Source organism: Pseudoxanthomonas spadix, assembly GCF_003703395.1.
In the GTDB taxonomy this organism is placed as follows: Bacteria; Pseudomonadota; Gammaproteobacteria; order Xanthomonadales; family Xanthomonadaceae; genus Pseudoxanthomonas_A; species Pseudoxanthomonas_A spadix.
In genome coordinates this window covers 249,887-261,826 of record NZ_RDQN01000004.1, presented here as the reverse complement: position 1 = coordinate 261,826, position 11,940 = coordinate 249,887, and the positions used below count along the sequence as shown (strand labels likewise).

Here is an 11,940-nt window from a genome sequence, read left to right as displayed (position 1 = left end):
CAACGGACCTTCCATGGACCGCAAACTGCTCGACATCCTGTGCTGCCCGGTCTCGCGCCAGCCGCTTGGGCCGCTGGAGGCCCGCGGCCTGGAGGCGCTCAACCGTGCCATCGCCGCCGGCACGCTCAAGCGCGTCGACGACACCGTGCAGGTCGAGCCGCTCAAGGAAGCCCTGGTAACCCGCGACCGCAAGATCGTCTACCGCATCGATGACGGCATCCCGGTACTGCTGGCCGAAGAAGGCATTGCCACCGTGCAGGTCGCCGACTTCCCGACGTGACCAGCGCCCCCCTGCCGCCGGCATCGGCCGTGCGCGAGGACGTGCACCGCGCCCTGGCCGAGGACATCGGCAGCGGCGATGTCAGCGCAGCCCTGCTGCCGGACGTGGCCGACACCGCCTACCTGCTGTGCAAGCAGGATCAGGTGGTGGTGTGCGGGCGGCCGTGGTTCGACGCCTGCCACCGGGCCCTGGACCCGGAGGTGGCCATCGACTGGCGGGTGAGCGAAGGCCAGCGCGTGGGCGCCGGCACCGTGCTGGCCACCCTGTCCGGGCGCGCCCGCAGCCTGGTCAGCGCCGAGCGTACCTCGCTCAATTTCCTGCAGACCCTGAGCGGTACGGCCACCATCACCGCCGCCTACGTCCAGGCCGTGCGCGGCACCGGCGCGCGGATCCTGGATACGCGCAAGACCCTGCCCGGCCTGCGCCTGGCGCAGAAGTACGCGGTGCGCTGCGGCGGCGGCGAAAATCACCGCATCGGCCTGTTCGACATGGTTTTGCTCAAGGAAAACCATATCCGCGCCGCCGGCGGCATCGCCGCGGCGATGGCTGCCGCACGGGCGCTGCATCCCGAGCTGCCGCTGGTGGTGGAAGTGGAAACCCTGGACGAACTGCGCCAGGCGCTGGCGCTGGATTGCACCCGGATCATGCTCGACAACTTCGACCCGGTGATGCGCCGGGAAGCCGCGCGCATCGCCGCCGGCCGGGTGCCGCTGGAGGTTTCCGGCATGGTCGATCTGTCCAGCGTGCGCGCGGTGGCCGAGGACGGCGTGGCCTGCATCTCCATCGGCGCGCTGACCAAGCACGTGCACGCGGTGGACGTCTCGCTCAAGCTGGGCGCGCCGCCAGGCTGATTTCACGGGCCCTGGCCGCCGGCTCTGCCAGCGTGCAACCCTGTCCTTGCCCCCACAGGAACACGCTGCAGATGCCGATCCGCTGGTTGTTCGCCCTCGGGGTGGCGTTGTCGAGCCTGGCCTTCAAGGCCCACGCCATCGAGGTCTGCGATGCGCCGCCGCGCTTTGGCCTGAGCCCGGCCGCCATCGCCATCGTGCGCACTGCCTGCGAAGAACACCGGCAATGGATGCGGCCTTTCATCGACCGACGCGGCCGCCTGGCCAGCCTGCGGGTGACCGAGGCCGAAAGCGGCAACCTGGCCGACCACGGCCTGGTGCCCTGGCAGCGGGTGGCCATGTACTGGCGCGACAGCGGGACGCTGGTCATGGTCGGGGACGAACCCGGCGCCAGCAGCTGCCTGGTGCCACCGGGCAATCGCTACACCGACAGCGACTGCCGCGCCTTCATCATTGATACCCCATGGTCGGCCGCGTTCGTCTCGTGGGTGATGGCCAGGGCGGGCATCGTGGGTTTCCAGCGTTCGCCGCGGCACATCGACTACATCCGCGCGGCCTGGAAGGACGGCGGCAACGGCGGTCCCTATCGCTACGCCGACCCTGCGGTGGAAAAGCCCGCACCGGGCGACCTGCTCTGCTACATCCGCAACCGCGACCAGGTGCTGGGCCATGCGGGGCTGACGTCGAGCCTGACCGGATCGGGCCGCATCCCGAAAGAGTCGCACTGCGACATCGTGGTGGCCGCCAACGTCGGTGGCGATCGCACCCTGCATCTGATCGGCGGCAACGTGCTCAATGCGGTGACCATGCGCCAGCTGGACCTGGACCGCAGCGGCCACGTGCTGCTGCCGGTTCCCAGCGCCCTCGCAGAGGAGGGGCAAGATGGCAATGACCCGGGGCGCGAGTGCACGCCGGCGCAGCAGGACCTGTGCGATTTCAACCGCCAGGACTGGGCCGTGCTGCTGAAACTGCAGGCGACCGGGCCGCTGCCGGCGTTGCCCGCGGCACCGGCACCGCCGATCGGTGTGCCTGCGCCGGGACTGCCGCCGATGCCGGCTGCGTTGACGCCAACGCCTTCCGGCACCGGCTTGCAGCCCCCAGCGCCAACACAGGTGCCTGTGCCCCTGCCAGCTGCCGAGGCCGCCGTGCCAGCCGAGTCCGGCGCCGCCCCGCCCCGCCCAGGGCCTTGAAAAGGCACAGGCGCATCCACGCCTGCCGCCCCGCCGCGCTTGCCGCTACAGTCGCACCATGACTCCGATCCTGCTCCTGATTGCCGGCGCCGCCGTGTTCTTCTGGTGGAACGCCGCCCGTGCCGCGGCCGAACGTGCGACCCAGCTCGGCCGCAACGCCTGCGAGGCAGCCGGCGTGATCTGGCTGGACCAGAGCGTGCAGGCCACCGGCCTGCGCCTGCGCCGCGATGACCAGGGCCGGTTGGGTTTCGAGCGCAGCTTCCGCTTCGACTATTCCTACGATGGCGTCCAGCGCCATACCGGCAAGCTGGTCCTGCACGGTGCACGGCTGGTGTCCCTGGCCGGACCGACCAGGCCGGACCCGATCGTTTCGCTGCACTGATGCCGCTTGCGCCCTGTCGCAGGAGGATTACGGGGTCACAGGAGGACTGCGCGGCACGGCGCTGCTCCTTCCCCCCCGCTTGCGGGGGAGAAGGGGACACAGCCGCGCGCCTTGTCGCAGGAGGACTGCGGCGCACGGCGCCGCTCCTTCTCCCCCGCTTGCGGGGGAGAAGTGACCCGAAGAGCCTGCCCCGGACTCGATCCGGGGGTCGATGAGGGGGAACGAGCGCAGCGAGTGTGCCGTTGCTGTTGCCTGGCCAGGCTGGGTTGGCCGCGCCGGCCGTGCTTTCTTTGAAGCGCAAAGCCCCCCTCATCTGCCCTTGCGCAAAGCCCCCTCATCTGCCCTTCGGGCATCTTCTCCCCCGGGTGCGGGGGAGAAGGGGACACAGCTGCCAAGCGCGCGTCATGCTCACGTGCTCGCTTTGCGATGGCGCCCGGTCACTGCCCTGCGGGCCGGCATCTTCTCCCCGCACGCGGGGGAGAAGAGGACACAGCTGCGCGTCTTGTCGCAGCAAGACTGCCGGGCGCTGGGCTGCTCCTTCTCCCCCGCTTGCGGGGGAGAAGTGACCCGAAGGGTCGATGAGGGGGAACGCGCGCAGCGAGTGTGCCGTTGCTGTTGCCTGGCCAGGCTGGGTTGGCCGCCGGCCGTGCTTCCTTGAAGCGCAAAGCCCCCCTCATCTGCCCTTCGGGCATCTTCTCCCCCGTACGCGGGGGAGAAGAGGACACAGCCGCCAAGCACGAGTCCTGCTCACATGCTCGCTGTGCGATGGCGCCCGGTCACTACGGGGCGAGGGCGCCTACTTCACCACCCGCAGGTGCGGGCGCCTGGACGGCGGCGGCGCGGGTTCGTGCGGGGTCGGGGCGTCGGGCGAAGGCGGCTCGTTGTCGTCATGCGGACCGGGGCCCGTGCCGGTCCCGATGTCTTCCGGCAGGGCCATGCCCTGCCCAGTCTCGCGCGCGTAGATCGCCAGCACCGCCGAGATCGGCACGTTGACCGGGTAGCTGACCCCGCCGAAGCGGGCGCTGAAACTCACCGTCAGGTTGTCGATCACCAGGTGGGCCACCGCGCGGGTGGCGATGTTCAGCACCACCCGGCCTTCCTTGACCGCGCTGGCCGGGACCTGCACCCCGGCCTGGGTGGCGTCCACCAGCAGGTGCGGGGTCATGTCGTTGTCGGCGATCCATTCGGCCAGCGCCCGCAGCAGGTACGGGCGGTGGCTGGTCATCGGTGGCACGTCATCTGTCATGTGTGCCAGTCTAACCGGCCGGCGCAGCTGGCGGCCGTGCATTGGCTGAAGGCCAATGCCGGCTTGCCCGCACCAGCCCGGCCCTGCAACAGGCTCAGGCCGGCAGCTCGCGCAGCTTCTTTTCCTGCTCGGTCAGGCTGCGCACGAAGCCCGGGTTGCGGAAGATGCGGTTGCCGTAGTCCTCGATCGACTTGCCGTCCTTGGGCAGGCCCACGTCCAGCCATTGCAGGCGCCAGATGATCGGAGCCATGGCGCAGTCGGCCAGGCTCATCTCGGGATTGAGGAAAAACTTGCTGGCCTTGAACAATGGCACCGAGGCAGTCAGCAGCTCCTTCAGGCGCTTGCGGCCGGCATCGGCCTGGGCCTTGTTGCCCAGCTGGATGGCTTGGACCTGCGGCACCCAGTCCACCTCGATGCGCAGCATCGCCAGGCGCAGGCGTGCACGGGAAAGCGGATCGACCGGCATCAGTGGCGGATGCGGGTAGCGCTCGTCCAGATATTCGCTGACCACCGAGGCCGCATACAGGGTCAGGTCGCGCTCCACCAGGGTGGGCACCGAATGGTAGGGGTTGAGATCGATCAGGTCTTCCGGCGGATTCTGCGGATCGACCGGCACCAGGTCATAGCTGACGCCCTTGGCGGCGAGCACCAGCCGCACGCGGTGGCACAGCACATCGTCAACGGAAGAAAACAGCGTCAGGGTGTTTCGCATGCGGGCACTCGTCACCTTATCGGTCTGATCAAGCAACCGGGGCCTGCCGGTTGCGCCAACTCGCACAGGCCTCTGGCCTGGCCGCCATGTGGGCTAGATGAACAGGGCGGCGAGGATGAACATAGCAGCTGGCCGCCGCTTTGCGCACCCCTGCCGGAGGTCACCTGGGTCAGTGAACGTCCTTCCAGAACTCTTTTTTCAGCAGGAACGCCAGGAAGGTGAAAAACGCCAGGAACAGCAGCACCCACACGCCCATGCTCTGACGCTTGAGCGCGGCCGGTTCGCTGGCGTACTCGAGGAAATTGGTGATGTCGCGCACCGAGCGGTCGAACTCGACCGGGCTCTCGGCGCCGGGCGTGGCCAGCTTGAGCGCAGCGACGGTCTTGTCCTTGGTTGCCGGGTCCGGCGGGCCGTATTCGGCGTGCTGCAGGCCCTGCAGCTCCCACAGCGGATTGGGCATGGACGCATTGGGAAACAGGGTGTTGTTCCAGCCCACCGGCCGCGTCTCGTCCAGGTAGAACGACTTCAGGTAGGTATAGATCCAGTCCGGGCCGCGCACGCGCGCGATCAGGCTCAGGTCCGGGGGTGCCTTGCCAAACCACTTGGTGGCCGCCTCGTCCGGCATCGCCACCTGGATCTGCTCGCCCACCGCCGCGCCGGTGAAGTTGAGGTTGGCCATGACGTCTTCTTCGCTCAGACCCAGGTCTTCGGCCATGCGTGAATAACGCAGGTACTTGAGCGAATGGCAACCCGAGCAGTAGCCCATGAACAGCTTGGCGCCGCGCTGCAGCGAAGCCTTGTCCGACAGGTCGTTGCCCGCCTGCAGGATGGCGCCACCTTCGGCCGCCTGCAGGGACCCACTCAGGATCAGCCCGGCGGCGAACACGGCCAGGCGCGGCAGCACGCACCTGATGGAAGACAGGCGCTTAGTCATGCGTGCTCACCCGCTCGGGCACCGGCTTGGTGCGTTCCAGTCCGAAGAACGTATAGACCCACAGGAAGACGAAGAACCCGAAGTAGCAGACCGTCAGCACACGGCCGATGTAGGTCTCGGTCTGGTCGGTGCCCGGGCCCGAGCCGATCTTGCCCAGGTAGATGAAGCTGAAGGCAAAGATGCCCAGCGCGATCTTGTAGCTCAGCCCGCGGTACTTGATCGAGCGCACCTTGCCGCGGTCCAGCCACGGCACGGTGAACAGCACCGCGATCGCCGAGAACATCACCAGCACGCCACCGAGCTTGTCGGGCACCACCCGCAACATCGCGTAGTACGGGGTGTAGTACCAGACCGGCTTGATGTGCGCGGGCGTCACCAGGCGGTTGGCCTCGGTGAAGTTGTCGTGCTCCAGGAACAGCCCGCCGAAGGCCGGCGCGAAGAAGATCACGAACGCCCCGATGATCAACAGGAAGCCCACGCCCACCAGGTCCTTGACCGTGTAGTACGGGTGGAACGGGATGGTATCGGCCGGCGCGGTCTTGCTCCAGCGGTTGCCCTTGGGCCCGCGCTTGGTGTCCACGCCTTCGGGATTGTTGGAACCGACCTCGTGTAGCGCCCCCAGGTGCAGCACCACCAGCAGCAGCAGCACCAGCGGCAGCGCGATCACGTGCAGGGCGAAGAAGCGGTTGAGGGTGGCGTCGCTGGGCAGGTAGTCGCCCATGATCCACTCGGTCAGCCCCTGCCCGATCACCGGGATTGCACCGAACAGGGAGATGATCACCTTGGCGCCCCAGAAGGACATCTGGCCCCAGGGCAGCACGTAACCCATGAAGGCCTCGGCCATCAGCACCAGGTAGATCAGCATGCCGAGGATCCACACCAGCTCGCGCGGCTTCTGGTAGCTGCCGTACATCAGGCCGCGGAACATGTGCAGGTAGACCACGATGAAGAACAGCGAGGCGCCGGTGCTGTGCATGTACCGGATCAGCCAGCCCCATTCCACGTCGCGCATGATGTACTCGACCGAGGCGAAGGCCTCGGCCGCGCTGGTCTTGTAGTTCATCGTCAGGAAGATGCCGGTGACGATCTGGTTGACCAGGACCAGCAGGGCCAGCGAGCCCATGTAGTACCAGAAGTTGAAATTCTTCGGCGCGTAGTACTCGCTCATGTGCTTGCGGTACATGGGCATCAGGCCCGGCGCACGCGCATTGAGCCAATCGAAGGCGCCGGTCGCGGCGCGGGTGATCACGTTCGACATCAGGCAGCCCCTTCCGGATCGACGCCGATGATGATGGTGTTGTCATCCTGGTAATGGTGCGGCGGCACCAGCAGGTTGGTTGGCGCCGGCACGCCCTGGAACACCCGTCCGGACATGTCGAAGCGCGACTTGTGGCAAGGGCAGAAGTAGCCGCCCTTCCACTCCGGATCGAACGGCTCGGGCCGGATCTCGGCGACGATTTCCGGCGAACAGCCCAAGTGCGTGCACAGCCCGACCAGCACCGAGATCTCCGGCTTGATCGAGCGCAGCTCCGGGTTGCCCTTGAGCACGTAGGCCGGCTGCTGGTCCTCGTTCTCGCTGTTGGGGTCGCGCAGGCGGCCATCCAGGCTGGGCAGGGCGTCGAGGATCGCCTTGGAGCGCTTGACCACCCAGATCGGTTGTCCGCGCCATTCCAGCACCAGGCGCTGGCCTTCCTGCAATCCGGTGATGTCCGCAGTGACCGGGGCACCGGCCAGCTTGGCACGGGTGCTGGGATTCCAGGACTTGATGAACGGGACAGCCAGGAAGCCTGCACCCACGGCACCGACAACTGCGGTGGTGGCCGTCAGGAACCGGCGGCGCCCCGCATCCACGGGCATTGTGACCTCGTCATTGGCCATCCGTAACTCCGCTGGGACATCTTGAGGTAGCTGCATGGCTGCCTGGGCGGCCCCTGTAAGCGGGGCTCACCCTTGAGCGCACGGCCGAGTCTAACTGAATAAAATTTTTCACCACAACAATCCCTTTTCGATCAATGGGTTGCAGATCGATGGGAGGGTCGTTTCCGGTATTGCAGTGCAGCATCGGTTCAGCGAGCACCGATTGCCCCGACGCTGGCGCGGTAGCGCTCGGCCAGCACCCCCACGCGCTGCACGTAGCGCTGGGTTTCGGCGTAGGGTGGCACGCCGCCATTGCGGTCCACGGCGCCTTCGCCGGCGTTGTAGCCGGCTGCGGCCAGGGTCAGGTCGCCTTGGTAGCGCTTGAGCAGAAATGCCAGGTACTGCACGCCACCGCGGATGTTCTGGGCCGCGTCATAGGCATCGGCCACGCCGAAGCGGCGCGCGGTGGCCGGCATCAGCTGCATCAGGCCCATCGCCCCGGCGCGGGACAGCGCGACCGGGTTGTACGAGGATTCGGCATGGATGATGGCGCGGACGATGGCTTCCTCGACGCCGAATTCGCGCGCGGCCGCGGCAATTTCGCTTCCGTAGGCCAGCGTGTTCAGGCGCACCGCGCCGAAGTTCAGCTTGGGATTTCCGCACGCGAAGCAGGTCTGGAGATAGCTGTACTTGATGGTGCGCACGCTGGCCACGTCCATGCCGCGCGGCCGTACGCTGGTGTAGTTGCGCACCCCGTCCTTGATGAAGGAATAAACCTGGCCACTGACCACCCGCCGTGGCGGTGATGCGACCGGCCCGGGCGTGGGCAAGGCAACTGCGGCGGCCGGGGAGACCGCGCTGATGGGACGCTTTTCGGCCACCGCCACGGTCTGCGGCGGAGCCGCCGCTGCCGGTGCGAGCGGCGGGTGGGCCGGGCGGCGGCTGGGGGCAGGCCTGTAGCGGCTCACCACCGAACAGCTGGCGCCTGGCAGGCGCTTGCTGACATAGGCGGTGACGGCATCGGCGCCCACGCACTTGTACAGCGTGCCGGCGCTGGCCGGCAGCGCGACCAGCGTTGCGGCGAACATCCCCAGTCGCAGCAGCCCCTTCATTGGCGCCCAGTGTCCCAGCTTGTCAATGGCTTAACAAGCAAGCCCCGGGATGCTCGCGGGTCCGGCAGACCCCGCCCCTGCGCCTGACGGACCGGCTAAACTGGTCGACCCTTCCCGCCCACCCGACTGGATTAAGCGCCATGACCGGGACGCCAGATACCATCACGCCCGCCCCGGGCGAGCTCCCCGTTGTGCCCCTGCCCGTGGCGGGCCAAGCGCCCGGCCAGGCCCGTGGCAAGCCCGGCGCAGGCTTGCCTGCGCGCGGAAAGCTCTACATCAAGACCCACGGTTGCCAGATGAACGAGTACGACTCGGCCAAGATGGCCGACGTGCTGGCCGCCAGCGACGGGCTGGAGCTGACCGACAACCCCGAAGAGGCCGACGTGGTCCTGGTCAATACCTGCTCGATCCGCGAGAAGGCACAGGAAAAGGTCTTCAGCCAGCTCGGCCGCTGGCGCGTGCTCAAGGAAAGCAGGCTCAAGGGCCAGGGCCGTGAGGTGATCATCGGCGTCGGCGGTTGCGTGGCTTCGCAGGAAGGTGAGGCCATCATCAAGCGCGCCCCGTATGTGGACCTGGTGTTTGGCCCGCAGACCCTGCACCGGCTGCCCGAGCTGATCCGCGCCCGGCGTGAACAGAACAGGCCGCAGGTGGACATCAGCTTCCCGGAGATCGAGAAGTTCGACCGCCTGCCCGAACCGCGTGCCGAAGGCCCGTCTGCGTTCGTGTCGATCATGGAAGGCTGCAGCAAGTACTGCAGCTTCTGCGTGGTGCCCTACACCCGCGGCACCGAGGTCAGCCGGCCGTTCGAGGACGTGCTGGTGGAAGTGGCGCAACTGGCTGCCCAGGGTGTGCGCGAGATCAACCTGCTCGGCCAGAACGTCAACGCCTATCGCGGTCCCATCGCGCCGGTTGAAGGGACAGACGAGGAAGGTGAATTCGCCGACCTGGGCATGCTGATCCGCGCCATCGCCCAGATCCAGGGCGTGGGCCGGATCCGCTTCACCACCTCGCACCCGCTGGAATTTTCCGACTCGCTGATCGATGCCTACCGCGACGTGCCGCAGCTGGCCCACTACCTGCATCTGCCGGTCCAGTCCGGCAGCGACCGCATCCTCAGCGCGATGAAGCGCGGCTACACCGCGCTGGAGTTCAAGTCCAGGATCCGCAAGCTGCGCAGCGTCCGGCCGGACATCTCGATCAGCTCGGACTTCATCGTCGGCTTCCCCGGCGAGACCGATGCGGACTTTGACAAGACCATGAAGCTGATCCAGGACGTGGGCTTTGACCAGAGCTTTTCCTTCATCTACTCGCGCCGCCCGGGCACCCCGGCGGCAGACCTGCCCGACCACACCCCCGCCGCGGTCAAGCATGCCCGCCTGGAACGCCTGCAGGCCCAGATCAACGCCCATGCCGCCGGCATCTCGCAGCGGATGGTCGGCAGCGTGCAGACCGTGCTGGTCGAAGGCCCTTCGCGCAAGAATCCCGACGAGCTGACCGGCAAGACCGAGAACATGCGCTCGGTGAACTTCCCCGGATCCAAACGCATGATCGGTCAGTTCGTGGACGTGCTGATCACCCAGGCCCTGACCAACTCGCTGCGCGGCCGGCTGGCCGTGGCCGGCGATGCGCCCGCCGCATGAGCCTGCGCATCAGCCGCGACACCCGCCTGTGCATGTCGCTGTCGGGGCGGCCGGGCAACTTCGGCACGCGCTTCCAGAATCGCTGCTGGCTGGCAGCGGGCTGGCCACCGACACCGAGGTGGCCCTGCGCAGCAGCGGCGGCATGGCCAAGGCTGATCGCGCGCGCCACCGCCGATGCGCTGGCCTGAATCCCGTTCGGCGCCGACACGGCCGGTTGCCGATCGGCGCGCTACCCTCCAGCGTCTATGACCACCTCCCCCCATCACGATTTCACCCTGGATCCCTACGACACCGAGAAGCTGGCCAATCTGGCTGGGCCGTTCGACGCGCACCTGCGCCAGATCGAACTGAAACTTGGCGTGGAGATCTCCAACCGCGGCAACATCTTCCGCGTGCAGGGCCCGGCCCGGGCCGCGGCGGCCACCGAGCAGCTGCTGCGTGCGCTGTACGAGGAGGCGGCCAGCGAAGTGTTCGATGCCGATGCGATCCACCTGCGCCTGAACGAGGCCAACATCGAGCACCTGGCCGGCGATGGCTATGCGCCGCAGGAGGTGGCGATCAAGGTCAAGCGCGGCACCGTGCGCGGCCGCGGCCCCAACCAGGCGGCCTACCTGCACGCGATCGCCACGCACGACATCAACTTCGGCATCGGCCCGGCCGGTACCGGCAAGACCTTCCTGGCCGTGGCCATGGCCGTGGACGCCCTGAACGAAGCACGCGTGCAGCGCCTGATCCTGGTGCGCCCGGCGGTGGAAGCCGGCGAAAAACTGGGCTTTCTGCCCGGTGACCTGAGCCAGAAGGTCGACCCGTACCTGCGCCCGCTCTACGACGCGCTGTACGAGATGCTGGGGGTGGAGAAGGTCGCCAGGCTGCTGGAGAAGAACGTCATCGAGATCGCGCCGCTGGCCTACATGCGCGGGCGCACGCTCAACGATGCCTTCGTGATCCTGGACGAGGCGCAGAACACCACCGTGGAGCAGATGAAGATGTTCCTGACCCGGATCGGCTTTGGCAGCACCGCGGTGGTCACCGGCGACATGAGCCAGACCGACCTGCCCAAGCACATCCGCTCGGGCCTGACCGACGCGCTGGAGGTCTTGCGCGGCGTGGACGGGATTTCCTTCAGCTTCTTCGGCGCCCGCGACGTGGTCCGCCATCCGCTGGTGGCGCGCATCGTGCGGGCCTACGATGCGCGCGATGACCAGGCCGCCGATGCCAAGCCGGCGTAAGCTGGGTTCGACATGACCCAGGGTCCCATCCATCTGCAGGTCGCGGTGAGCTATGCGCTGCCGCGGGTCGGGCTGCCGGCGGCGGTGAGTTTCCGCAAGTGGGTGGCGGCCGCGCTCAAGGGCCGGATCCGCGAGGCGGACCTGGCCATCCGCCTGGTCGATGCCAAGGAAGGCCGCGCGCTCAACCGGCATTACCGCGGCAAGGACGATGCGACCAACGTGCTGTCCTTCCCCGGCCAGCTGGACCAGACGATCAAGCTGCCCAGGGGGGTGACCATGCCGCTGCTGGGCGATCTGGTGATCTGCGCGCCGGTGGTCGCGCGCGAGGCCAGGGACCAGGACAAGGCGCTGGCCGCACATTACGCGCACCTGACCGTGCACGGCACCCTGCATCTGCTGGGTTGGGACCACGCCGACGACAAGGAGGCCGAGGCGATGGAACAACTGGAGCGCCAGATCCTTTCCGAGCTGGGCATCGACGATCCCTACGCGGCCGAGCGGCCGGCATGA

Annotated in this window: 14 protein-coding genes; 8 read left to right on the top strand and 6 right to left on the bottom strand. The window is 67.7% G+C overall.

All coding sequences use genetic code 11. From position 1 onward, the window contains the following. Positions 1 to 13: 13 nt before the first annotated feature. From D9R12_RS08545 to D9R12_RS08530, 4 genes are all read left to right on the top strand, one after another. Positions 14 to 280 carry a Trm112 family protein gene (locus D9R12_RS08545; protein WP_122229733.1) on the top strand — a complete coding sequence of 89 codons (267 nt, stop codon included), beginning with the start codon at positions 14 to 16 and terminating at the stop codon, positions 278 to 280. Further along, positions 277 to 1,131 (top strand): carboxylating nicotinate-nucleotide diphosphorylase, encoded by an 855-nt coding sequence (nadC, locus tag D9R12_RS08540; RefSeq protein WP_122229731.1) that lies wholly within the window; start codon positions 277 to 279, stop codon positions 1,129 to 1,131. The genes D9R12_RS08545 and nadC overlap by 4 nt, the downstream gene beginning before the upstream one ends. Positions 1,132 to 1,202: 71 nt before the next feature. Then, entirely contained in the window at positions 1,203 to 2,318 is a 1,116-nt protein-coding gene (locus tag D9R12_RS08535) for a DUF2272 domain-containing protein (protein ID WP_122229729.1), read from the top strand. Positions 2,319 to 2,376: 58 nt separating this feature from the next. Continuing rightward, positions 2,377 to 2,700, top strand: coding sequence for a DUF3301 domain-containing protein (locus tag D9R12_RS08530; RefSeq protein ID WP_122229727.1), 324 nt, complete (start codon positions 2,377 to 2,379; stop codon positions 2,698 to 2,700). Between the two features lie 796 nt (positions 2,701 to 3,496). On the opposite strand, the gene D9R12_RS08525 is transcribed toward D9R12_RS08530, so the two are convergent. The 6 genes from D9R12_RS08525 to D9R12_RS08500 all read right to left on the bottom strand — a co-directional run bounded on the left by D9R12_RS08525 (position 3,497) and on the right by D9R12_RS08500 (position 8,561). Beyond that, complete coding sequence (locus D9R12_RS08525; protein WP_043290580.1) at positions 3,497 to 3,946, bottom strand: ClpXP protease specificity-enhancing factor; 450 nt, start codon at positions 3,944 to 3,946, stop codon at positions 3,497 to 3,499. 94 nt (positions 3,947 to 4,040) lie between these two features. Next, a complete protein-coding gene (locus D9R12_RS08520; protein WP_122229725.1) occupies positions 4,041 to 4,658 on the bottom strand; it encodes a glutathione S-transferase N-terminal domain-containing protein in 618 nt (205 codons plus the stop codon). A 169-nt stretch (positions 4,659 to 4,827) separates the two neighbouring features. Continuing rightward, complete coding sequence (locus tag D9R12_RS08515) at positions 4,828 to 5,592, bottom strand: cytochrome c1 (RefSeq protein WP_122229723.1); 765 nt, start codon at positions 5,590 to 5,592, stop codon at positions 4,828 to 4,830. Continuing rightward, complete coding sequence (locus D9R12_RS08510) at positions 5,585 to 6,850, bottom strand: cytochrome b (RefSeq protein WP_122229721.1); 1,266 nt, start codon at positions 6,848 to 6,850, stop codon at positions 5,585 to 5,587. The genes D9R12_RS08515 and D9R12_RS08510 overlap by 8 nt, the downstream gene beginning before the upstream one ends. Beyond that, entirely contained in the window at positions 6,850 to 7,470 is a 621-nt protein-coding gene (petA, locus tag D9R12_RS08505; RefSeq protein ID WP_043290583.1) for a ubiquinol-cytochrome c reductase iron-sulfur subunit, read from the bottom strand. The genes D9R12_RS08510 and petA overlap by 1 nt, the downstream gene beginning before the upstream one ends. A gap of 188 nt (positions 7,471 to 7,658) precedes the next feature. Beyond that, complete coding sequence (locus D9R12_RS08500) at positions 7,659 to 8,561, bottom strand: lytic transglycosylase domain-containing protein (protein ID WP_122229719.1); 903 nt, start codon at positions 8,559 to 8,561, stop codon at positions 7,659 to 7,661. 140 nt (positions 8,562 to 8,701) lie between these two features. Between D9R12_RS08500 and miaB the strand changes: the two genes are divergently transcribed. From miaB to ybeY, 4 genes are read left to right on the top strand one after another with little or no spacing between them, the layout of a single operon-like run. Continuing rightward, positions 8,702 to 10,201 carry a tRNA (N6-isopentenyl adenosine(37)-C2)-methylthiotransferase MiaB gene (miaB, locus tag D9R12_RS08495; RefSeq protein WP_122229717.1) on the top strand — a complete coding sequence of 500 codons (1,500 nt, stop codon included), beginning with the start codon at positions 8,702 to 8,704 and terminating at the stop codon, positions 10,199 to 10,201. Next, positions 10,198 to 10,389, top strand: coding sequence for a hypothetical protein (locus D9R12_RS15910; protein ID WP_014161300.1), 192 nt, complete (start codon positions 10,198 to 10,200; stop codon positions 10,387 to 10,389). The genes miaB and D9R12_RS15910 overlap by 4 nt, the downstream gene beginning before the upstream one ends. A 57-nt stretch (positions 10,390 to 10,446) precedes the next feature. Continuing rightward, complete coding sequence (locus D9R12_RS08485; protein WP_122229715.1) at positions 10,447 to 11,430, top strand: PhoH family protein; 984 nt, start codon at positions 10,447 to 10,449, stop codon at positions 11,428 to 11,430. A gap of 12 nt (positions 11,431 to 11,442) precedes the next feature. Next, the gene (gene ybeY / locus D9R12_RS08480) at positions 11,443 to 11,940 is read left to right on the top strand and encodes an rRNA maturation RNase YbeY (protein ID WP_014161302.1); all 498 of its coding nucleotides are present in this window, start codon (positions 11,443 to 11,445) and stop codon (positions 11,938 to 11,940) included.